Source organism: Allofournierella massiliensis (genome assembly GCF_004345265.1).
Taxonomy (GTDB): domain Bacteria; phylum Bacillota; class Clostridia; order Oscillospirales; family Ruminococcaceae; genus Allofournierella; species Allofournierella massiliensis.
Genome location: NZ_SLUM01000024.1, coordinates 20,620 through 42,836, shown reverse-complemented (window position 1 = coordinate 42,836; position 22,217 = coordinate 20,620). Strand labels below are relative to the sequence as shown.

16 protein-coding genes are annotated in these 22,217 nt (G+C 60.8%); 6 read left to right on the top strand and 10 right to left on the bottom strand.

The window, feature by feature from the left end; all coding sequences use genetic code 11:
* Positions 1–166: 166 nt before the first annotated feature.
* The 4 genes from fsa to EDD77_RS13440 form a co-directional block, all read right to left on the bottom strand.
* Positions 167–823, bottom strand: a complete 657-nt coding sequence (fsa, locus tag EDD77_RS13455; protein ID WP_058965230.1) for a fructose-6-phosphate aldolase — start codon at positions 821–823, stop codon at positions 167–169.
* A gap of 127 nt (positions 824–950) precedes the next feature.
* A complete protein-coding gene (locus tag EDD77_RS13450) occupies positions 951–2,426 on the bottom strand; it encodes a family 43 glycosylhydrolase (RefSeq protein ID WP_058965231.1) in 1,476 nt (491 codons plus the stop codon).
* A gap of 23 nt (positions 2,427–2,449) precedes the next feature.
* Entirely contained in the window at positions 2,450–3,124 is a 675-nt protein-coding gene (locus tag EDD77_RS13445; protein ID WP_058965232.1) for a Crp/Fnr family transcriptional regulator, read from the bottom strand.
* Between the two features lie 87 nt (positions 3,125–3,211).
* Positions 3,212–4,090 (bottom strand): helix-turn-helix domain-containing protein, encoded by an 879-nt coding sequence (locus EDD77_RS13440; protein ID WP_058965233.1) that lies wholly within the window; start codon positions 4,088–4,090, stop codon positions 3,212–3,214.
* Positions 4,091–4,282: 192 nt separating this feature from the next.
* Here EDD77_RS13440 and bilR point away from each other — a divergent pair, with 192 nt between their 5' ends.
* The 6 genes from bilR to EDD77_RS13410 all read left to right on the top strand — a co-directional run bounded on the left by bilR (position 4,283) and on the right by EDD77_RS13410 (position 11,974).
* On the top strand, positions 4,283–6,205 hold the full coding sequence (gene bilR / locus EDD77_RS13435; RefSeq protein WP_058965234.1) for a bilirubin reductase, long form: 1,923 nt from the start codon (positions 4,283–4,285) through the stop codon (positions 6,203–6,205).
* Positions 6,206–6,244: 39 nt separating this feature from the next.
* On the top strand, positions 6,245–6,853 hold the full coding sequence (locus EDD77_RS13430) for a hypothetical protein (RefSeq protein WP_077138559.1): 609 nt from the start codon (positions 6,245–6,247) through the stop codon (positions 6,851–6,853).
* Between the two features lie 225 nt (positions 6,854–7,078).
* A complete protein-coding gene (locus tag EDD77_RS13425) occupies positions 7,079–7,915 on the top strand; it encodes an AraC family transcriptional regulator (RefSeq protein ID WP_058965235.1) in 837 nt (278 codons plus the stop codon).
* A 21-nt stretch (positions 7,916–7,936) separates the two neighbouring features.
* Positions 7,937–8,935, top strand: coding sequence for a sugar ABC transporter substrate-binding protein (locus tag EDD77_RS13420; protein ID WP_058965236.1), 999 nt, complete (start codon positions 7,937–7,939; stop codon positions 8,933–8,935).
* Between the two features lie 14 nt (positions 8,936–8,949).
* A complete protein-coding gene (rlmD, locus tag EDD77_RS13415) occupies positions 8,950–10,314 on the top strand; it encodes a 23S rRNA (uracil(1939)-C(5))-methyltransferase RlmD (protein ID WP_058965237.1) in 1,365 nt (454 codons plus the stop codon).
* A 55-nt stretch (positions 10,315–10,369) separates the two neighbouring features.
* Positions 10,370–11,974 carry an ABC-F family ATP-binding cassette domain-containing protein gene (locus tag EDD77_RS13410; protein WP_058965238.1) on the top strand — a complete coding sequence of 535 codons (1,605 nt, stop codon included), beginning with the start codon at positions 10,370–10,372 and terminating at the stop codon, positions 11,972–11,974.
* A gap of 108 nt (positions 11,975–12,082) precedes the next feature.
* Here EDD77_RS13410 and EDD77_RS13405 read toward each other — a convergent pair whose 3' ends face one another.
* The 6 genes from EDD77_RS13405 to EDD77_RS13380 form a co-directional block, all read right to left on the bottom strand.
* Positions 12,083–13,828, bottom strand: coding sequence for a [FeFe] hydrogenase, group A (locus EDD77_RS13405; RefSeq protein ID WP_058965239.1), 1,746 nt, complete (start codon positions 13,826–13,828; stop codon positions 12,083–12,085).
* Positions 13,822–15,654 (bottom strand): NAD(P)-binding protein, encoded by a 1,833-nt coding sequence (locus EDD77_RS13400; RefSeq protein ID WP_132587415.1) that lies wholly within the window; start codon positions 15,652–15,654, stop codon positions 13,822–13,824. The genes EDD77_RS13405 and EDD77_RS13400 overlap by 7 nt, the downstream gene beginning before the upstream one ends.
* Before the next feature lie 258 nt (positions 15,655–15,912).
* On the bottom strand, positions 15,913–17,301 hold the full coding sequence (purF, locus tag EDD77_RS13395; RefSeq protein WP_058965241.1) for an amidophosphoribosyltransferase: 1,389 nt from the start codon (positions 17,299–17,301) through the stop codon (positions 15,913–15,915).
* A gap of 74 nt (positions 17,302–17,375) precedes the next feature.
* Positions 17,376–18,665 (bottom strand): adenylosuccinate synthase, encoded by a 1,290-nt coding sequence (locus EDD77_RS13390; protein ID WP_058965242.1) that lies wholly within the window; start codon positions 18,663–18,665, stop codon positions 17,376–17,378.
* A 358-nt stretch (positions 18,666–19,023) separates the two neighbouring features.
* Positions 19,024–19,587, bottom strand: coding sequence for a GtrA family protein (locus EDD77_RS13385; RefSeq protein WP_058965243.1), 564 nt, complete (start codon positions 19,585–19,587; stop codon positions 19,024–19,026).
* Between the two features lie 57 nt (positions 19,588–19,644).
* Positions 19,645–22,044: a beta-glucosidase family protein gene (locus EDD77_RS13380; protein ID WP_058965244.1), complete on the bottom strand. Its 2,400-nt coding sequence runs from the start codon at positions 22,042–22,044 to the stop codon at positions 19,645–19,647.
* Positions 22,045–22,217 lie beyond the last annotated feature (173 nt).

Genomic DNA, 22,217 nt, shown 5'->3' with positions numbered 1-22,217 from the left:
TCTCCTTTACCCCTTGTTTTTCGTGTGGTTCGTGCCCTATTATACCGGATGCGGTTCGCAATGCAATGGAAATTTTGTAAAAAAGTGCCGCTGCGCCTTTTGATTGGGCAGAAAAATGCCGCGTGCATGCCGGCACCGGCACACGCGCGGTATTTTTCAGAAGAAGTTACTGACCAAACACCGCCAGATAATCCTTCTTGAATTTCTCAATGCCCTGATCGGTGAGAGGATGCTTCGTCATCTGCAAAATCACCTTGTAGGGCACGGTGGCAATGTCCGCCCCGGCCAGCGCGCAGTCGGTCACATGGATGGGATTGCGTACGCTGGCGGCGATGATCTGGCAGTTGATGTCCGGATAATTGTCGAACATCTGGCAGATCATGCGAATCAGATCAATGCCGGGCTGGCTGATATCATCCAGCCGCCCCAGGAAAGGCGACACATAGGTGGCCCCCGCCCGGGCGGCCAGCAGCGCCTGATTGGCAGTGAAAATCAGGGTGCAGTTGGTTTTGATGCCCTCAGCGCTCAGGGTTTTGATGGCCTTCAAGCCCTCCGGGGTCATGGGGATCTTCACCACCATGTTGGGGTGCATGGCCGCAATGGCCCGCCCTTCGGCGATCATACCCTCGGCATCCTCGGTGGTGGCCTTCACCTCGCCGGAGATGGGGCCGTCCACAATGGAGGCGATCTCCTTCAGTGTCTCGGCATAGTCCCGGCCCTCCTTGGCAATCAGGCTGGGATTGGTGGTCACACCGGCGATCACACCCATTTCGTTTGCCTTGCGGATCTCGTCCACATTGGCAGTGTCCAGAAAGAATTTCATGGTACTTGTCTCCTTTCAGCCGTTTTGATCTTGTTTTGCCAGATAACCTCCCGCATTTTGCACGCCACACCCATGCGGCACACAGAAACAGCGGAAGAATATTCCAATCAAACCGTTCCCCGCGGGCTTATTTCGTTTCCTGCACTCCGCAAACAGGCCGCCCCAGGGCAAAGCCGGTGAAATCCACCGCGCCGCAGCCACGGAACACAAAGTAGAGCGGCCGCACCCCCGGGCGAGGATGAATGACAGCCGGGCGCAGAAGGGATTTGTCGGCGGGAACCGGAATCACCGCCAGAGGCTCGTCCCCGTTTTCCCGGTGGGAAACCAGCATCACACCCCGACCACTACCCCGCAGCCGCAGACCGATGCGCCGGGGCTGGCCGGTGAATGCAAAGGAAGAGAAGCCCGCCGCGCTGCCGCTGCGTAGATTGGCAATATACTGCGCCGGCTGTTGCTGGCGATCGCCGCCCGCCTGGGTGAAGTAAGGATGCTCCGCCAGCCGGAGCCGGGGCAGGCGGATGTCGTACCGGGCTGTGCCCTGCCCGCTGCGCAGATAACAGGCAATTCGGGCCGGCACCCGGCCCAGATCCGGCAGCGGTTTGCCCCGCAGGCCGGTGCTGCTGACCGGCGCCTGCAGAAAGCCACCGTCCGGGCTGCGCCGCAGCGGCTCGGCGCAGGCCTGCCGGGAATAGGAATGCCGGTTGGTCTGCCGGTGATAGAACACATACCACTGCCCCCGGATGCAGGCAATGCTGCCATGGGTATTGCCCAGGTAATTGACGGCATCCGCTTCCTTCGGGCGGCCGGGCAGAAACACATCGCCGATGTCCACCAGCGTGCCGCCAAAAACAAAGGGGCCGAAGGGGTGGTCCGCCATGGCGCAGCACAACTCGTGATTGTGCTCGGAGGAATACACAAAGCAGTAACGGCCATCCACCTTGCGGATGGAACTGGCCTCAAAAAAAGCGTGGTTTTCAAAAGCGCCGGGCCGCCCCTTTCGCGGAAACAGCAGATGGGGGCCCTGCCGGATGGTGCGCATGTCCGGCTCCAGCTCCACCGCCACGCCGCCGGGATTTTCCAGCTGCCGGAACCCGGTGACCGGGGCGGGGATGCGGGTGGCAAAGCCGGAATACAGATACACCCGGCCGTCGTCGTCCACCAGAACGCCCGGGTCAAAGGGGAAGGGTTCCCCGGCCCGCTCGCCCCAGAGGTGGCCGTCCGGAAAGGCCACATGGCCGTAAAACTCAAACCGGTCCGCCGGCTCATCACACACTGCCACTCCGATACGGCCCATAAAATCAAAGGCATAATACAGGTAATAGCGCCCATCCGGCCCCTGCACCACGTCCGGCGCATACAGGCAGCGCCGCCCGCCGGGGTTCATGGGGTCCTGTTCCTTGCGGTAAATAACACCCTCAAAACGCCAGTCGGTCAGATCCTCTTCCGGGGCGGACCAGCACACATAATCGTTCATGCAGAACAGCGGCCCGCCAAAGCGGTCGTGGGAACCGTATAGATATACCCGGCCGCCGAACACACGGGGTTCGCCGTCCGGCACATATTCCCAGCTGGGCAGATAGGGGTTGCATCCGTTTGTTTTCATTTGCGTTTCTCCCTTGACTGCAATCAGAATTCCCGGGGCAGCTCCAGCAGCTCAAACTGCTTTTTCTGGCAGCGCAGAACTCCCTGCCGCTGCAGCTTGCTCAGCTCGGTGCACATGGCGCTGCGGTCCACCGAGAGGTAATCCGCCAGCTCCTGTCGGTCGTAGGGGATGGAAAAACTGGCGCTGCCCGCCCGCTGTGCCTCGCCGGACAGGTAGGACAGCAGCTTTTCCCGGGTGGTTTTCTGGGCCATGTGCTCCACCTTCTGGGTAAGCATCAGGTTGCGCCCCGCCAGCACCCGGGTCAGATTGCGGATCATGCGGGTATGAAAGTCACAGGCGGTGGTACAGCTCTGAAACAGGCTCACCACGTCCAGAAACATCACCCGGGCAGTGGTGGCTGCCACCACGCTCACCGCCAGATTTTCGCTGCCCAGGCAGGCGTAGGACTCGGCAAACAGCTGCCCCGGCCCGGAGGGGCCCAGAATTACCCGATTGCCCCAGAAATCTTCCTTGATGATATGGGCGGTGCCCTCCAGCACGATGCCCATCCGGCGGGTGGGCTCGCCCCGGTGCAGAATAAACTCCCCCTTCTGGTAGGTGTTCACCGCCGCGTGCAGGCAGCCCAGCAGAATCTGAATCTGCTCCGGCTCAATGCCCTCAAACAGCTGCGACGACTGCAAAACCTGAATGTCGTTCATGGCGTCTCCTTTTGTTGGTTTTCCAACCATTTCTTTTCCTTGATTGTACCCGCCGAATCCACGTCTGTCAATCGGAGAAGGGGCGGGTCAGCGCCGGGGGATCGTCCGCTCCTGTTCCGGCAGGGCTTCGTCCGGATATTCCCGGGCACGCTGGCAGCACTGCCGGTAGTATTCCGCCGGGGTCACCCCAAATTCCTGCTTGAAGCTGCGCAGCATGGAGCTGTAGCCGGAAAAGCCACACTGGGTCCAGATTGCCGCCAGCGGCACCCCGTTGCACAGCAGCTCCCGGCAGCGGCCCAGTCGGGCCTTTACAATATACTGGTGCAGCGTCTGGCCGGTGCGCTGCTTGAACTGGCGGGCCAGATGCTCCGGGCTCACATAGAAATGCGCCGCCAGATCCTTTAAGCGCAGCGGCTCGGCCAGATGGGCATTGATGTAGGCAAACACCTCGTCCACCACCAGACGCTTGCGCCCCACCAGCGCGGTTTTGCGCTCCTCTGTTACGCAGCAGCGCAGCACGCCGGCTACCAGAAGCTCCACAAGGCCCCGGCGATATACCCCGCCTGCCAGCGCATCCGGCTGGGCCAGCTCCTGGCGCAAAAGGGAATACAGCCGCCGCAGCAGCGTGGCGTTCTGGGTGTTCAGCCGTACCACCGCACACTGGAAGGGCACCACCGAAAAGCAGGCCTCCAGATCACACCCCGGGCAGGAGATCTGCCGCAGCAGTTCCGGCTGCAGGCGCAGCTGCCACAGCTCCAGCCCCTGCTCCTGTGCCCGCGCCTTCGCGGTGGCTCCCGGGCGAAGCAGGCCGATGGTATCCGGCCCCAGGGCGGCACCGCCCCGGGCCCACTCCAGCCGGCCGCTGCCTCCGTTGATCAGAACCACCAGCTCGCAGCCCCGGGCATCCAGCTCTCTTTCCCTTCCCGGCTCCAGTGTCCACTGTTCCAGCCGATAGTTCTCATCCATGGAAATTCCTCCCAGTTTTTCTCCCAATCATTTTATTTATTTTATCAAAAACGCGCTATTTCATCAAGTTTTGCGCAATTCACATCAAGAAATGAGATATATTTTTAACAACCTTCGGGCTTATAATGACCTTAGAAAGCGGGCCAGACGCCCGCGCCGCTGCTTTTTGAGATCGGAAAGGAGATCTATATCATGGAACTGCTCACCCCCATCAAGGTTGGCAACATCACCCTGAAAAACCGCATCATGTTCCCCCCGCTGACCACCGGCTATGAAGGCCGGGACGGCAGCATCACCGAACAGAGCAAGGCTTTCTACACCCGCCTGGCCAAGGGCGGCGTTTCCTACATTGTGCTGGGCGACGTGAGCCCCGTGGCCTCCTTCTCCCCCACTCCCCGCCTGTTCCACGACGGCCAGATCGCCGGCTTCAAGGATCTGGCAGACAGCGTACACGCCTACGGCGCCAAGATCGGCGTGCAGATCTTCCATCCGGAATACGACGTGAACGCCCTGATCGAGCTGTTCCAGAAAAAGGACATGATGGGCGTACGCCAGAAGATGCACCACGACATGGAGCACTATGTGACCGACGTGACCGAAGAACAGCTGATGGACATTATCCAGAAGATGTGCGACTGCGCCGTTCGTGCCCAGAAGGCCGGCATTGATTTCGTTCAGGTACACGGCGACCGTCTGGTGGGCTGTCTGTGCAGCCCCCTGATGAACCGCCGCACCGACAAATTCGGCGGCAGCTTCGAGAACCGCACCCGCTTTGCGGTGATGCTGGTGAAGGCCCTGCGTCAGGCGGTTCCCGGCATGGGCATCGACTACAAGTTCTCGGTCATCACCCCCGAGCGCGGCAAGGGCGGTATCCCTCTGGCCGAGGCCGTGGACTTCGCCAAACTGCTGGAGGAAGCCGGCGTGGACATGCTGCATGTGGCCCAGGCCAACCACACCGGTAACATGGCCGACACCATTCCTCCCATGGGCGTGCAGCCCTACGGCTTCTTTGTGGACATTGCCGGCCAGGTGAAGCAGGCCGTGAAGGTGCCCGTAAGCTGCGTGGGCCGCATCATTGACCCCGAGATGGCCGAGCGCGCACTGGACAGCGGCAAGGCCGACATCGTGGCTCTGGGCCGTCCCCTGCTGTGCGACCCTGACTGGGTGGTCAAGCTGGAAGCCGGCAAGGGCTGCGACATCCGCCGCTGCATCTCCTGCAACAAAGGCTGCACCGATAACATCCAGAACCGCAGCTTCCTGTCCTGCGTGCTGAACGCCGAAAACGGCTACGAGCTGACCCGCTCCATCACCCCCGCCCAGACCAAAAAGAAGGTTGCCGTGATCGGCGGCGGCGTGGCCGGCATGGAGGCCGCCCGTGTGGCTGCCGCCAAGGGCCATGAGGTGGTGCTGTTCGAGAAGAGCGCCCAGCTGGGCGGCCAGCTGAACATTGCCTGCGTACCTCCCCGCAAGGAGGAGATGCGCCGCGCCACCGCCAACCTGGTGCATCAGGTCACCAGCGCCGGTGTAACCCTGCGCATGGGCAAGGCCGTCACCGCCGAGGACGTGCTGGCCGAGAAGCCGGACGCCGTGATTCTGGCCGTGGGCGCTTCCAGCTTTGCCCCCGCCATCCCCGGCAAGGAAAATTCCAACGTATGCGACGCCTGGCAGGTGCTGGCCGGTGCCCAGCAGGTTTACGGCAAGGTTGCCGTGATCGGCGGCGGCATGGTTGGCTGCGAGACCGCTGAATATCTGGCCGAGCGGGGCTGCAAGGTAAGCGTTGTGGAGATGATGGACAAGATCGCCAATGGCGAGAGCAACACCATCCTGCCCACCCTGATGGAGAACTACGCCCGCTATGGCGTGGAGCAGTATGTGAACCACAAGGTCAGCCAGATTGCGCTGGATCACATTCTGTGCGAGGATAAGGACGGCAACACCGTGACCATTCCCTGCGACTATGTGGTTCTGGCCGTGGGCGCCCGCCCCGTGGCCTTTGACGCCGAGCCCCTGAAGGCCGCCGGCATCCCCGTAATTGCCGTGGGCGACTGCGGCGAGCGTGCTGCGGACATTTCCAACGCCATCCGCACCGCCTATGACGCTGCCAACAGCCTGTGATTCCATTTTCCGGATTAAAAAGGAGATTTCTGTATCATTATGAAAAAACTTGCCATTGCACTGCTCACCCTGACTCTGGTATTCAACCTCTGCGCCTGCGGCCAGAGCAGCAGCTCCGCTGCAACCACCGCCTCCACTTCCGCCAGCACTGCCTCCAGCGAAGCCGCTTCCAGTGAAGCCGCTTCCGCTCCGGCTGCTTCCAGCGAGGCTGCCAGCGAAACTGCCGTTTCCGCTGACGCCGCCGCCACCGCCAGCGCCACCACCGGCCTGTACACCAACCTGGACCAGGCCGCCCTGCTGGAGGCCATTGGCCAGTTCAAGGGCCTGTGCAATGTGTCCACCGTGAATGCGGACGGCACCCCCAACATTGCCATCTTCGTGCCCGGTGTGGCCGACGACAGCCACATCTTCTTCAACTGGGCCGACAATGCCACCAAGGCCAACGTGCTGCGGGAAAAGACCGCCATCATGAGCTACGACATCGCCGATCCCACCGCCGAGGAGAAGGCCGGCCGCCACTCCGGCGCTGTGGTCAAGCTGGAGCTGGAGGAGGACGCCGAGGTTCTGGCTCAGCTGCAGGAGGCCAATGAATCTGTGAGCGAGGCCAGCGTTGTGCTTAAGATTGTTGAGGTTCTGCCGGTGGGCTGATCCCCTTTTTTGCACCATTCTATCATGCCGTGCCCCTGTTTTTCAGGGGTGCGGCATTTTTTATGGACTTTTGTTGAATTTTCTGTTATACTGGGTATTGATGCGGAAGCCCGCCGGCAAAACACTTGCCCAATGCCGGCCCACCGGCCGCGCCTTGCCTTTTGCCATGCGCCGCCCGGCTTGCCGCCTTTTCTTTTTTGATCCCCTTGCGGAGGTATCTTTGATATGGCAGAAACCTATAAACAATCCTTTAAGCAGCACTATACAGATAATGTGGAGCTTTCCATTTTTAACTGTGGGCTGCAGTCCTGCGCGCCTTCCCACGCCTGGGGGCCCGGTGTGCGGGATCATTATCTCATCCATCTGGTGGTGAGCGGCCACGGCCAGTACACGGTGAACGGGCGCAGCTTCACGCTGGGCCCGGGCGATCTGTTTCTGGTGAAGCCCAACCAGCTGGTGAGCTACTGCGCCGACGCCAACGACCCCTGGGAATATTACTGGGTGGGGTTCAACGGCGCTTTCGCCAACAAGCTGGTGCAGCAGACCCCCTTTACCGACCAGTCGCCGGTGTATCACTGCGGGGAAGCGCAACCCTTGAAGCAGGCCCTGCGTTCCATCTACGACTGCCGCGGCCCGGAATCCCATCACGAAGCGGCCATGGTGGGGCATCTGTATCTGTTTTTGTCCAGCCTGATGAAGCAGGCCCACGAATGCGATCCCCGGGTGAGCAACACCAGCTCCCAGTATGTGCACGGAGCCATCAAGTACATCCAGTTCAACTATTCTCACGACATCAGCATCGACGACATTGCCAAGGCGGTGGGCGTGAGCCGCAGCCATCTGTACCGGGTGTTCATGAGCAATGTGGGCCAGAGCCCCATCGACTATCTGACCAACTACCGCATCGGCGAGGCCTGCAACCTGCTGCGGGATTCCAAGCTCTCCATTGCGGAGATCGCCGTGTCCGTGGGCTTTTTTGATCAGTTCTACTTCTCCCGGGTCTTTAAAAAGACCAAGGGCGTGCCCCCCAGCCGCTATCTGAGCAGCATCGAAAAAACCTGACCCCTTTCTGGAGAACTGCCAATGAAACGAATCGCGCTTATTCTTGCCAAGCTGTTTGCCGTCTGTGCGGCTCTGGGCCTGTGCGCCGTGCTGTATCTGTTCAGCGTGGGCTATTTTGACCCCCAGCCCACCATCGGCTATCTGCACTCGCCCAAGGAGCTTCCTTATGTGGATCTGGACGCACTGGAGGATTATTTTTCGGAAAACGGCGTCCGTTTTTTGCTGGCCGATGAATCCGCCGACTACGAACCCGCCGCCCGGGAGCTGATCGAACAGGGCGCGCAGGTTTTGATTGTAAGTGAGGACGAGGATATTCTGGATCCGGCGCTGCTGCGCCTTGCCCGCAGCCATGGCATTCCGCTGGTTGTGGTGGGCCGCAGCCCTCAGGTGCAGGAGATGGAGGACTACGACAAGCTGTGGTATGTGGGCAGCAGCCCGGCACTGGGCGGCGAGCTGCTGGGCGAAGAGATGGCCATGGGCTTCCGCAGCGGTGCCATTCCGGACGCAAACGGGGATCTGGTGCTGCAATACAGCCTGTATCTGAGCGACATCGGCCCCTATCATCAGGCGCTGAGCTACTATGCTCTGCAGGAATGCGAGCATTACGGGGTATATTCCAACCTGCTGGAATACCTGGACGAGAACGACGATCCCCTGCCCTTTACCGCCGAGGGGCTGGCAGGCCAGCAAAAGCCGGAGCTGTTTTTGTGCACCACCGCCGACGACTCACGTTTTCTGCATGATCTGGCCGGGCAGCTGGGCTGGCTGGACGGGGATGCACCGGTGCGCATTGCCGCCGTAGCCGAAAACCCGGAGCTGGCGCAGGCGCTGGTGGACGAGGGAATCGCCATCGCCGCCTCCTACTATGACATTGACGAAATTACCCGGGTAGCAGGCCAGCTGGCCCTGAACTCTCTGGACAAGGAGTTTGCAGGCCAGGGTCTGGAACTGCAGCCCGATGAATCCGGCCGGTTCTTCATTCCCTTCGGCCTGGTCACCACCCTTGAAGAAAACCAATAAAAAGGAGCGTTTTTGTGCCCATTCACAAGAATTCCATCATCCCTCTGACCATCGAAAGCCTTTCCAGCGATGGCAGCGGTGTGGCCCATTACGAGGGCAAGGCGGTGTTCGTGCCCGCCACCGCCCCCGGCGACGTGCTGAACGCCCGTATCGTAAAGGACATGGGCCGGTATGCCTTTGGCATCGTGGAGGAAATGCTGCAGCCTTCCCCCGCCCACATCGAGCCGGACTGCCCGGTGTGCAAGCCCTGCGGAGGCTGCTGCTTCCGCCATCTGGACTACGAAACCGAGGCCCGGGCAAAGCAGAGCTTTGTGGAGGATGCCTTCCGGCGCATCGGCGGGCTGGATACTCCGGTGTTGCCCATTCTGCCCTCGCCTCTGGAGGAGCGATACCGCAACAAGGTGCAGTTCCCGGTGGGGCTGGATGCGAACGGTCATGTGATCGCCGGCTTTTACGCGGGCCGCACCCACCGTATTGTGCCCTGTGCCGACTGCAAGCTGCAGCCGGAGGAACTGAATCAGATTGCCGCCTTTGTGTGCGAATTCATGGAGACCCATGGCATCGCCCCCTATCAGGAGGAAACGCACACCGGCCTTGTGCGCCACATCTTTTTGCGCAAGGGCTGGCACAGCGGCGAGATTCTGGTCTGCCTTGTGGTCAACGGCCGCAAGCTGCCCCATGCACAGGAGCTGTGCGCGGCACTGATCGAACAGTTCCCCGCCATCCGCAGCATCGTGCTGAACGTGAACCGGCAGAAAACCAACGTGATCACCGGGCTGGAGAACATTTCCCTGTACGGGCCCGGATACATTGAGGATACCCTGTGCGGCGTACCGGTACGGCTGGGGCCGCTGTCCTTCTATCAGGTGAACACCCCTGCTGCCGAGCAGCTGTACGGCGTGGCCCGGCAGTTCGCCCAGCTGCAGCCCGGCGACACCCTGCTGGATCTTTACTGCGGCATGGGCACCATCGGCCTTTCCATGGCGGCAGACTGCAGGGAGCTGATCGGCGTGGAGATCATTCCCGAAGCGGTGGAGAGCGCCGAGCTCAACGCCGCGGCCATGGGCGCACAGAATGCCCGGTTCTTCTGTGCCGACGCGGGCAAGGCTGCCGCGAAGCTGGCAAACGAGGGCCTGCGTCCGGATGTGGTCTGCCTGGATCCGCCCCGCAAGGGCTGCGATGAGGCGACCCTGAACGCGGTGATTGCCATGGGGCCCCGGCGCATCGTGATGGTGAGCTGCAACCCGGCCACCGCCGCCCGGGACTGCCGGTATCTGGCCGACCGGGGCTACAAACCCCTGCGGGCCCAGCCCGTGGATCTTTTCCCCCGCACCAAACACTGTGAATGTGTGATCGAGCTGGTAAAGCAGGCGGACTGAACCGCCTGTGCATCGGCCACACTTCTGATAAAAGAATAAAACGAGCGAGGTTTTTATGCTTTCTGTAAATGACGTGAGCCTGCAGTTTCAGGGCAACTACCTGTATAAGAACGTGAACCTGAATTTTGTGCCGGGCAACTGCTACGGCATCATCGGCGCCAACGGCGCCGGCAAGTCCACCCTGCTGAAGATCATCTCCGGTGTGATCGAGCCCACCAGCGGCAGCGTGTCCATCGGGCCGGACGACCGGATGAGCGTGCTGGAGCAGGACCACTATAAGTACGACGAGTTCTCGGTGATGGAGACCGTCATCATGGGCAACCGCCGCCTGTACGACATCATGAAGGAAAAGGACGAGCTGTATGCCAAGGAGGATTTCTCCGAGGCGGACGGCGAGCGCGCCGGTGAGCTGGAGGCGGAATTTGCCGAAATGGGCGGCTGGGATGCCGAGACCGAGGTCAACCAGCTGCTCAGCGGTCTGGGCCTGCCCACCGACCTGCACTACGCCCAGATGGACGCGCTGGACGGCCGCCAGAAGGTGAAGGTGCTGCTGGCACAGGCTCTGTTCGGCCAGCCCTCCATCATCCTGCTGGACGAGCCCACCAACGGCCTGGACATTGAATCTATCGACTGGCTGGAAGAGTTCCTGATGGACTACTACGGCACCATCATCGTAGTCAGCCACGACCGCCACTTTCTGAACGCCGTGTGCACCCACACCGTGGACATCGACTACAACAAGGTGCAGATGTACGCCGGCAACTACGACTTCTGGTACGAGTCCAGCCAGCTGATGCAGCAGCTGATCCGCAACCAGAACAAGAAAAAGGAAGAGAAGATCAAGGAGCTGCAGTCCTTCATCCAGCGCTTCTCCGCCAACAAGTCCAAGTCCAAGCAGGCCACCAGCCGCAAAAAGATTCTGGACTCCATCCAGCTGGAGGAGATGCCCGCTTCCTCCCGCCGGTATCCCTTCGTGGGCTTCGACCCGGAGCGGGAGGCCGGCAAGGACATCCTGTTCGTGCAGGGCCTGACCAAGACCGTGGACGGTGTGAAGGTGCTGGACAACGTGACCTTCACCATGAACAAGAACGACAAGATCGCTCTGGTGGGCGACAATGAGGTGGGCATGACTGCCCTGTTCAAGATCCTGATGGGCGAGATGGAGCCGGACGCCGGCAGCTTCAAGTGGGGTGTTTCCACCAGCCAGAGCTACTTCCCGCAGGACAACTCCGCCTTCTTCGACGGCTTTGAGGGCAACCTGATCGAGTGGCTGCGCCAGTACAGCCCGGACCCCACCGAGACCTTCCTGCGCGGTTTCCTGGGCCGGATGCTCTTCTCCGGCGACGAGGTTTACAAGCCCGCGTCGGTGCTGAGCGGCGGCGAAAAGGTACGCTGCATGCTCTCCCGCATGATGATGGCCCACTCCAACGTTCTGGTACTGGACCAGCCCACCAACCATCTGGATCTGGAAAGCATTCAGGCGCTGTCCAACGGTCTGGCCTCCTTCAAGGGCAATCTGCTCTTCTCCTCCCATGACCATCAGTTCATCGACGAGATTGCCAACCGGATCATCGAGATTCCCCTGGGTCAGGAGGGCTGCCTGGACCGCACCGGCAGCTTCGAGGAATTCCTGGCCTGGAAGAAGGAGCGGGGCCTGTAAGTCGGGTTCTCTGCCCTTCCTCATTCCATAAAAAAACACGAAAAAGCAGCACCCGCCTCCGGAATTTCCGGGGGCGGGTGCTGCTTTTATTGGAGGTTGGAATGGCTGTTAACGTTGTTTGCGGGGCATCGTCCAGGCATTGTGGTCGGTATGGAGCAGCTGATGGGCCCGATGGCTCATGGGCTCGCCCAGATACTCGGCATACAGCCGCTGCACATCCGGGTTCTCGTGAGAGAAGCGCAGGGCGGCGCTGCTGTCCAGCGCGTAGAGGTTCTTGCCCCGTTCAAAGGCAAGCTCTTCGCCGTCGTGGATGGGCTGGCCGCCGCCGCCCACACAGCCGCCGGGACAGGCCATGACTTCCACAAAGTCGTAGGCCACTTCGCCCTTTTCGATCTGCTCCAGCAGGCGGCGGGTATTGCCCAGACCGCTTACCACGGCAGTGCGCACCACGGCGTCGCCCAGATGGAACTCGGCGGTGGTCACGCCGGTGCCCTGACCCTGACTGCGCACCTGCTTGAAAGCATCTGCGGGCGGGTTCTCGCCCATCACCACATAGTAGGCGGTACGCAGGGCGGCTTCCATTACGCCGCCGGTGGCGCCGAAGATCACGCCCGCGCCGCTGCCGGCCTGCATCAGATCGTCGCAGGGGCGGTCGACCAGCGTATCCGGCCGGATGTGGGCCGAACGCATCATGCGCACCAGCTCACGGGTGGTGAGCACTGCGTCCACATCGTGGCCCGCGTACTCGCCGTCGAACAGTTCCATGTTCCGCTCGCCCTTCTTGGCCACGCAGGGCATGATGGACAGGGTGTAGATGTCCTCCGGGGAGCGGCCGATGGCCTGTGCAAAGTAGGATTTCATCACTGCGCCGAACATCTGCTGGGGGCTCTTCGCGGTAGACAGCTGCGGCACCAGATGGGGATACTGGGACTTGATGAACCGAATCCAGCCCGGGCAGCAGGAGGTGAACATGGGCTTTTCTTTTGTTTCGCCGCGGGTGAAGCGGCCCAGGAACTCGGTGCCCTCTTCCATGATGGTCAGGTCGGCGGAGAAGGTGGTGTCGAACACATAGTCCACACCCATCCGCTTGAGGCTGTCCATGATCTTACCCACGGTGGCTTCTTCCCGGGCAAGGCCCAGCTGCTCGCCCCAGGCAGCGCGAACCGCGGGGGCAACCTGTGCCACCACGACCTTTTTCGGGTCGGCGATGGCCTGCCAGACCTGCTCCGTGTCATCCCGCTCGTGCAGCGCGCCCACCGGGCAGTGGGTGATGCACTGGCCGCACAGCGAGCAGTCCGCTTCGCCGATGGTGCGGTGGCCGGTAACGTTAATGGTGGAACGGGAACCGGTGCCCTCCAGATCCCAGATGTTCAGGCTCTGAACCTTATCGCAGATCTGCACGCAGCGCATGCACTTGATGCACTTGGCAGAATCCCGGATCAGGGGGAAATTCTGATCCCAGGGCTGGCGTTCCAGCCGCTCCTCAAAGGGCAGCTCGTGAATGTTCAGATCGCTGGCAATGTTCTGCAGCGCGCAGTTGCCGTTGCGGAAGCAGGTGGCGCACTTGCAGTCATGCTGGGAGAGGATCAGCTGCACGGTGTTGCGCCGGTCGCGCCGCACCTTGGGGCTGTTGGTGTAGATGACCATGCCCTCTTCCACCACGTTGTTGCAGGCGGTAATCAGCCGCTCCTTGCCTTCCAGCTCCACCACGCATACGCGGCAGGCTGCGATCTCGTTGATTTCCTTCAAAAAGCACAGCTTGGGGATTGCAATGTTATTCTGCGCGGCCGCCTCCATGATGGTCGTGCCCTTGGGCGCGCGGATGGCCAGCCCGTCAATCGTCAGGTTTACCATACCTTTTCTCTTCCTCCTTTGAACAGGCCGAAGCCGAAGTGATCGCATCGCAGGCAGCGCCCGGCCTCCTGGCAGGCTTCCTTGTCGGTCATGCAGTTTTCCACGCCCTCAAAATCGCGGATGCGCTCGCAGGCCTGACGCTCGGTCAGCTCCACACGACCACAGGGGCTCTTGTCCGCCAGATCGGGCTCGGGAATCTCCACATCACAGGTAATCTTGTGGTTGTAGCCCAGGTATTCGTCGATGTTGGCCGCCACAACCTTGGCCGCCGCAATGGCCTTGATCACGGTGGCGGGGCCGGTGGCGCAGTCGCCGCCGGCAAATACGCCGGGAATATCGGAGAAGCCACCGGAATTTTCGGTGAGGATCTTGCCCCGTTCCACCGGCAGGCCGGCTTCCTGGAAGTGTTTGGTCTCGATGCTCTGACCCACCGCAACAATCAGGGTGGTGCAGGGAATAAACTGCTCCTCTTCCCCACTGGCCTTCACGCTGGCACGGCCGTCGCGGATGGCGCTGATCATCTGAGGAGTGGTCCACAGGCCCTTCACATGGCCGTTTTCGTCGGTTTCGATGCGGGCGGGTGCCTGCAGAGTGCGGATTTCCACACCTTCGGCCATGGCGCCCTCAATCTCGGCAGGCAGGGCGGTCATATCCGCCACACGGCGGCGGTAGACGATGCTCACCTTCTTTGCGCCCAGGCGCACGGCGGTGCGCACAGCATCCATGGACACGTTGCCGCCGCCCACAACGGCCACTTCCTGACCGTTCAGATCCATGGGCTCGCCCTGGCCCACGGTGCGCAGGAACTCCACCGCAGAGACAACGCCGGGGGCGTCCTCGTGCTCCATGCCCAGCTTCTTGTCGGTGCTGGCGCCGATGCTTACCAGCACGGCATCGTAGTTTTTGCGCAGCTCTTCAATGGTGATATCCCGGCCGATCCGCTTGCCGTATTCCACCTGTACTCCGGTTTCCAGAATGGCCTGGATGTCGTCGTCCAGCCGGTCCTTGGGCAGGCGATAGTTGGGAATGCCGTAGCGCAGCATGCCGCCCAGCTGGGGCAGCATCTCGAACACGGTGACCTGATGGCCCATCAGCTGCAGATAGTAGGCAGCGGACAGACCGCCGGGGCCGCCGCCCACAACCGCCACGGTCTTGCCGGTGGAGGGGGCGTTCTTCGGCGGGGGCACATGACCCGCCCGGTCGGCCGCGACCCGCTTCAGGCCGCGGATGTTGATGGCATCGTCCACCATGTTGCGGCGGCAGCGGGCTTCGCAGGGGTGCTCGCAGATAAAGCCACAGGTGGTGGGGAACGGGTTATCTTTCCGGATCAGGCGGATTGCATCCGCATGGCGGCCTTCCCGCACCAGCGCGATGTAGCCGGGAATATCCACATGGGCCGGGCACAGGGTGACACAGGGCACCGGCTGGCTGTAAGTACAGGTACAACGCCCCACCCGGATGTGCTGCTCGTAGTCGTCGCGGCAGCCGATCAGGCTCTGATAGACCATGCGGGCTGCCTCATGGCCGATGGCACAGTCGGCGGATTCCATGATGGAAAGGGCCGTATTCTCCATCAGGGTCAGGGTTTCCATGGTGGCCTTGCCGTTCAGCACATCCGTAATCAGATGCTTCAGCTGCAGCAGGCCGATGCGGCAGGGTGCACATTTGCCGCAGGTTTGCGCGTGGCACAGCTCCAGGAACGCACGGGTGATATCCACCGGGCAAAGCCCCGGAGGGCTGGCCTCAATACGGCGTTCCAATTCCTTGTACAACTGTTCGATCACCAATTGCGACCTGCTAGGGGTCGGCATTTCCAATCTGCTCATACCATCCTCCGCAAAAGTAATACTTTTATTTTCTGGTTTGATTTTACCACAACAAAGTACCTTGGGCAATAAATGATAATTTTAAAACAAGTTTTTGAAAACTTTTCATGCAAACCGAACAATCAGCGTTTCTGTTTTCTGTGCAATTTTTCAGGTCTTTTCTGCATTTTTATAAAAAAACAGGGCTTTTCCCCCTTCATTCCAGAGGAAAAAGCCCTGTTTTGCAATGGTTCAGGCTTTGTGCCTGTGATATTTTTCTCAGACCTTGTTGCTGTACAGCGGGGTCACATAGCTGCCGTCAAAGCAGGCGGTGCACAGGCCCTGGCAGCCGCAGGCCTGCTTCAGGTCATCCACGCTCAAAAAGCGCAGGGAATCCGCCCCCAGCACCTTGGCCAGAACATCCGGCTCCAGGCTGGCGCTGGCCAGCTCGGCCCGGGTGGACATATCCACGCCGTAGAAGCAGGGATACTTGATGGCGGGAGCGGCGATGCGCAGGTGCACCTCGGTGGCGCCGGCCTGACGCAGCAGGGCCACGATCCGCTTGGAGGTGGTTCCGCGCACGATGGAGTCGTCCACCAGAACCACCCGCTTGCCCCGTACCACCGGCACGTTGGCAGACAGCTTGAGCCGCACACCCAGATCGCGCTGGGCCTGGGTGGGCTGGATGAAGGTACGGCCCACATAGCGGTTCTTGATCAGGCCCATCTCGTTGGGCAGGCCGATGGCCTCGCTGTAACCCGCCGCAGCGGACAGGGAGGAATCCGGCACGCCCACCACGATATCGGCCTTGAAAAAGCTGTCCAGATCCTCCTGGGCCAGCAGACGGCCGCACTCACGGCGCACACCGTGCACATTCTGCCCCTCCAGCACGGAATCCGGGCGGGAGAAATAGATGTATTCCATGGCACACAGGTTGCAGCTGGTCTCCTCGGTGTAGAAGCAGCTTTCCAGCCCGGCGGCAGAGATCTTCACGATCTCGCCGGGGCGCACGTCCCGCACCAGATGCGCGCCCACAATGTCGAAGGCACAGCTCTCGCTGGAAACACACCAGCCATCGCCCTGCTTGGCCAGCGACAGCGGCCGCAGGCCGTTCTTGTCCCGCACTGCGTAAAGATTCTTTTCGGTGAGGATCAGGAAGGCAAACGCGCCGTCCAGCCGGTTGCAGGCCTGCTTGATCTTCTCGATGAGCGGTCCCTTGGTTCCCTGCAGCAGATGCAGAATAATCTCGCTGTCCGACGAGCCCCAGAAGATGCTGCCCTTGTCCTCCAGTTCCTTGCGCAGCTCGGCAGCGTTGGCAATCTGGCCATTGTGGGCCACCGCCAGCGCACCGCCATTGGCCAGGCGGGATACGATGGGCTGCACGTTTTCCACCTCGCCGCCGCCGGCAGTGCCGTAGCGCACATGACCGATGGCATTCTTGCCGGTCATCCCGTCCAGATCATTGCGGCCGAACACATCGCTCAGCAGGCCCTTGCCCTTGCGGCAGCGAACGGTTTTGCCATCCGCCACTGCAATACCCGCGCCCTCCTGGCCACGGTGCTGCAGCGCATGCAGGCCAAAATAGGTCAGATGCGCCGCGTCGCTCTGGCGGTAAACGCCAAACACACCGCATTCCTCGTGCAGACCCTTATCCAGATACTCTCCCATAGTGTTACTTTTACCCCCTTGAAACAGATGAACCGGCCCGGTAATGATTACCGGGCCGGCGCATTTTAAAACAATTACTCACGCACCAGGTACGCATCGCGGGCAGCGCCCACGGAAACATACTTGATCTTGCAGCCAACGGCCTTTTCCAGATACTCCACATAATCCTTGGCCGCCTGGGGCAGGCTCTCCCAGGTGCGGCAGCCGGTGATGTCGCAGTGCCAGCCGGGCAGGAACTTCACAACCGGCTTGGCATTGTCCAGCGCCTCGCCCATGGGGAAGCGGTCCACCTCTTCACCGTTTACCAGATACTTGTCCACCACAGGAATCTCTTCCATGTAGTCCAGAACATCCAGCAGGGTCAGGGCCAGCTCGTCCGCACCCTGGCAGAATACGCCGTAGCGGCTTGCCACCACGTCGAAGGGGCCCACGCGGCGGGGACGGCCGGTGGCCGCGCCGAACTCATGGCCCGCCTCACGCAGGGCGTTCTTTTCCTCTTCGGTCATGGCCAGCTCGGCGGTGAAGGGGCCCTCGCCCACGCAGCTGGAGTAGGCCTTCATAATACCGATGCTCTTGTGCAGCTTGTGGCCGGGAATGCCCGCACCAATGGGTGCGTAGCTGCCGATCACGTTGGAAGAGCTGGTGAAGGGATAGATGCCGAAATCAATATCACGCAGCGCACCCAGCTGAGCCTCGAACAGGATCTTCTTGCCCTCGCGGTCCGCCTTGTCCAGGAAGGCGCCCGCGTCGCAGATGTAGTCCTGGAACAGCTCGGCGTACTTCTGGCACCAGGCCCACATCTCTTCCAGATCAATGGGCTTCTGGCCGTAAACTTTTTCCATGGTCAGGTTCTTCCACTCCACGATGGTGGCCAGACGATCCTTCACGGACTGATCCAGATTGAGCAGGTCGCCCATGCGCAGGGTCTTTTTCATGTATTTGTCGCCATAAGAGTAGGCGATGCCCCGGCGGGTGGAGCCGAACTGGTTGCCGCTCTTGGACAGGCGATCCTCTTCCAGGCCGTCCTCCGCCACATGGTAAGGCATGCAGATGGTGGCCCGGTCGCTGATTTTCAGATGGCTGGGATCGATCTGGATACCCTTTTCACGCAGCGCGGCGATCTCCTTCTCCAGATGGGCGGGGTCGATGACCATGCCGTTGCCCATAACGCACACCACGTCCGGCCGCAGAATGCCGCTGGGTAGCAGATTCAGCACGAACTTTCCTTCGGGGGTCACCACGGTGTGGCCGGCGTTGTTGCCGCCCTGATAGCGCACCACGATGTTGTATTCCTGACTGAGCAGGTCCACCATGCGGCCCTTGCCCTCGTCGCCCCAGTTGATTCCGGTGATAGCAGTTAACATAAATCCCTTGCTCCTTTGTTCTTTGGCTGATTGCCCCAAAGCCTGGCCGCTTGCAGCTGCGCGGCCAGACGAGCCTTTCACACAAACAAAGACGCCCACAATCTGCTTTCGCAGCGCTTTGTGAACGTCTTTATTCACTTTAAAATTCTACCATCCCAGCGGTTCCATGTCAATAAAAAGCCGAAAATGCACTGCTTATTTTTTGCAGTTTCTCCCCATTTATTCCCGGCTTTTCTTCCCTGTTGCCCCGCTGGGGCAGCGCGCCGCCTGCCGGGAAAGCAGGCGGCTACAAGCAAATGACCTGCCCCGCGCAAAGCGCAGAGCAGGTCACTTTTCCATTACAGGTCGCTATGAACAATCAGGCAGCCTTTTTGGCTTCACCTTCCGAAGAGGGGAAGATGATCTTGTTCACAAAGAAGAACACCACCATGGAGATACCGCCGTTCAGAACGGTAGTGCCGATGTTGTAGATGAAATCAGGCACCAGCAGACCGGCCACAGCCACCCAGATGCAGTTGATGGAGTTCACGATGCAGGTGATGATGCAGAAGGCCACCAGATACCAGGCAATCTGCGGGCCCAGCTTGCCGTGAGAACGGAACACGAAGTTGCGCTGGATGGGGAAGTTGATGCACTCGCCGATCACCATGGCAACCATGTAGGCGCAGAAGTAGGCAAGGCCGCCGTGCGCCTGGTCGTAGCCCAGAATGTTCCACTCAAAGGTTTCGCCAAACAGGGTCAGCGGAATGCCGGGCCAGCCGAAGCTGGCATCGCCCAGACCCGCAAACGCCGCGGGCAGGAACTGCAGCATCAGGTACTTGAACACGGTGATCAGATTGCTTACGATCACGAACAGGCCGCCCTCGCGAACCCACTTGGCAGCCGCCGGATGCTTGGCGGCAAAATTATTCCAGAAATTCATTTTATGCTTATCCCCCTCATGATTTATCAGGCGTCACACACTGGTTCTGCTTTTCTTTTACTTCTGTGCCTTGCGGCCGGCGAAAAACGCCTTGATCAGACCGCCCAGACCCTTGAAGAAGTGGCCGTTCACCATGGTCACCATGCAGCGGGCCATATCCATGGTCACCGCGCCGCCGGTCATCTTGGCAATGCCGCGGAAGGGCATGTTGTAGATGAACAGGATGTTCAGATCCGGCTCACCCTTGGCGATGCTCTTGTCTTTCAGGCTGGTCAGGATCTTGTAGACCAGACGGGCCAGCGGATTCTTGGCGTAATACATCTGGCAGATGGCATCGTTCATGCCCAGCAGGCCGCTGGCATCCCAGCCGGATTCGGGAATGGGATGGCCCAGCAGAGCCTCGAACTGAGCGTCGGACACCTGCGTGATCTTGCCGGTGTAGTAGCATTCCAGCTGAGCGGAATCGTAGGGGCAGGCAGCGCCGGTACCCTGCACGGTGACCTCACCCTCCAGACGGATGTCGGCCACGCTGGCGCCCACCATCAGCTGGTAAACACCGCCCTCCACCTGCCAGGAATCGGTCTTGACGTCAAAGTAACGGAAGGCCTTGTCGTCCAGCTCGATGGTAACGGTCTTGCTTTCGCCTGCCTTCAGGAACACCTTGGCGAAGCCCTTCAGCTCCTTGGCCGGGCGGAACACCTTGCCGTCCTTGCAGCCCACATACAGCTGAGCCACCTCGGCGCCGTCCCGCTTGCCGGTATTGGTCAGGGTGAAGGTTACCTCCTTCTCGCTCACCTTCAGGTCACTGTAAGCGAAGGTGGTGTAGGAAAGGCCGAAGCCGAAGGGGAAACGCACCGGCACGCCGGCGGTCTCGTAATAGCGGTAGCCCACATACAGGCCCTCGCGGTATTCACTGGTACGCTCCAGACCCGGGTAGTAGGGGCTGGAGGGATTCTCCTCACAGGTCATGGGGTAGCTCTCGGCCAGCTTGGCGCTGGGGTTCACCTGACCGGTGATCACCCGAAGTACGGCACCTGCACCGGCCTGGCCGCCCAGATAGCCGTGAACCAGAGCCTTGCAGCGATCCAGCCAGGGCATCTCCACCGGGCTGCCCGCGGCCAGAACCACCACCAGATTGGGATTCACCTCGGCAACAGCTTCCAGCAGCTCCACCTGATTTTCCGGCATCCGCATGTGATCCCGGTCCAGGCCCTCAGTCTCGCTGATCTCGGGCAGGCCCACATACAGCAGAACCACGTCGGCCTTCTTGGCCAGTTCAACGGCCTCCATCTTCAGGGCGTCGTCGTGCTTGTTGTTGCGCTGATAGCCCTGCGCATAGCCCACGGACTGCAGCGGCATGCCTGCCAGCAGTTCATTGGCGGTATCCAGCTTGGTGGGGTTCACCAGGCTGGAACCGGCGCCCTGATAACGGGGCTTCTGGGCGAATTCGCCGATCACAGCCACCTTGGTGCCCTCGGCCAGAGGCAGGATGTCGTCCTCGTTCTTAAGCAGCACAACCGTTTCCTCAGCGGCATGGGCAGCCAGCTGATGATGGCCTTCCTTGTCGAACTCCTTGCCGGCGGCAGGCGCGTTGATGGTGGAGAACACCAGACGCAGGAATTCATCCACACGCTGATCCAGCAGATCCATGCTCAGACGGCCTTCCTTGACCGCTGCCACCAGCTCCCGGTCGCTGTCGCCGCCGGTGCCGGGCATTTCCAGATGGCTGCCCACACGGACGCCCTCCACATGGTCGTTGGAGCCGCCCCAGTCGGTGACCACTGCACCCTGATAGCCCCAGTCATCCACCAGAACATCCTGCAAGAGGTGCTTGCTCTCGTTGGCATAAACGCCGTTGATCTTGTTGTAGGCGCTCATGATGGTCTTGGGCTGACCTTCCTTCACGGCAATTTCAAAGCCGGTGAGGTAGATCTCGCGGAAGGTTCGCTCGTCCATCACGCTGTCGTTGGCCATGCGGCGCAGCTCCTGGCTGTTGGCGGCAAAATGCTTGGGGCAGGCGGAAATGCCGTTTTCCTGCACGCCGCGCACAAAGGCAGCTGCCATCTTGCCGGACAGATAGGGATCTTCCGAAAAATACTCGAAGTTACGGCCGCACAGCGGGCTGCGTTTGATGTTCAGGCCGGGGCCCAGCAGCACGTTCACGTCCAGGCTGGCAGCTTCCTCGCCCACCAGGCGGCCCACCTGCTGGCTCAGCTCGGGATTCCAGCTGTTGGCCATGGTGGCAGCGGTAGGCAGGCAGGTGGCGGGCACGCTGGCATTCAGGCCCAGGTGATCGCCCGCGCCCATCTGCTTCCGAACACCGGTGGGCCCGTCGGACAGGAAAATGCTGGGGATGCCCAGGCGCTCAATGGGGCGGGTGGTCCACACGTCACGGCCGGACAGCAGGCTGCACTTCTCCTCCAGAGTCATCTGATCGATCAATTCCTTATACTTCATGGGCTCATAACTCCTTTGCTATTTACGCCCCCCTTGGGCGTGTTGATCCATTGGCCGGTTCCCACAAAAGGGCTTTTCCAACCCCTCCTCTGGGAGCCGGCCCAGGGGTCGGGGCCCCCGCGTGAGCTTCACACGGGAGCCCCGATTTTCAGGTCGATTCAGTTACCGGTTGC

Excerpts from the sequence above, each read along its gene's own strand:
- EDD77_RS13400 (WP_132587415.1), bottom strand. The coding sequence starts at position 15,654 with ATGAGCAGATTGGAAATGCCGACCCCTAGCAGGTCGCAATTGGTGATC.
- EDD77_RS13420 (WP_058965236.1), top strand. The coding sequence starts at position 7,937 with ATGAAACGAATCGCGCTTATTCTTGCCAAGCTGTTTGCCGTCTGTGCG.
- EDD77_RS13385 (WP_058965243.1), bottom strand. The coding sequence starts at position 19,587 with ATGAATTTCTGGAATAATTTTGCCGCCAAGCATCCGGCGGCTGCCAAG.
- EDD77_RS13450 (WP_058965231.1), bottom strand. The coding sequence starts at position 2,426 with ATGAAAACAAACGGATGCAACCCCTATCTGCCCAGCTGGGAATATGTG.
- EDD77_RS13440 (WP_058965233.1), bottom strand. The coding sequence starts at position 4,090 with ATGGATGAGAACTATCGGCTGGAACAGTGGACACTGGAGCCGGGAAGG.
- EDD77_RS13390 (WP_058965242.1), bottom strand. The coding sequence starts at position 18,665 with ATGTTAACTGCTATCACCGGAATCAACTGGGGCGACGAGGGCAAGGGC.
- EDD77_RS13445 (WP_058965232.1), bottom strand. The coding sequence starts at position 3,124 with ATGAACGACATTCAGGTTTTGCAGTCGTCGCAGCTGTTTGAGGGCATT.
- fsa (WP_058965230.1), bottom strand. The coding sequence starts at position 823 with ATGAAATTCTTTCTGGACACTGCCAATGTGGACGAGATCCGCAAGGCA.
- EDD77_RS13430 (WP_077138559.1), top strand. The coding sequence starts at position 6,245 with ATGAAAAAACTTGCCATTGCACTGCTCACCCTGACTCTGGTATTCAAC.
- EDD77_RS13380 (WP_058965244.1), bottom strand. The coding sequence starts at position 22,044 with ATGAAGTATAAGGAATTGATCGATCAGATGACTCTGGAGGAGAAGTGC.
- EDD77_RS13410 (WP_058965238.1), top strand. The coding sequence starts at position 10,370 with ATGCTTTCTGTAAATGACGTGAGCCTGCAGTTTCAGGGCAACTACCTG.
- EDD77_RS13405 (WP_058965239.1), bottom strand. The coding sequence starts at position 13,828 with ATGGTAAACCTGACGATTGACGGGCTGGCCATCCGCGCGCCCAAGGGC.
- bilR (WP_058965234.1), top strand. The coding sequence starts at position 4,283 with ATGGAACTGCTCACCCCCATCAAGGTTGGCAACATCACCCTGAAAAAC.
- purF (WP_058965241.1), bottom strand. The coding sequence starts at position 17,301 with ATGGGAGAGTATCTGGATAAGGGTCTGCACGAGGAATGCGGTGTGTTT.
- EDD77_RS13425 (WP_058965235.1), top strand. The coding sequence starts at position 7,079 with ATGGCAGAAACCTATAAACAATCCTTTAAGCAGCACTATACAGATAAT.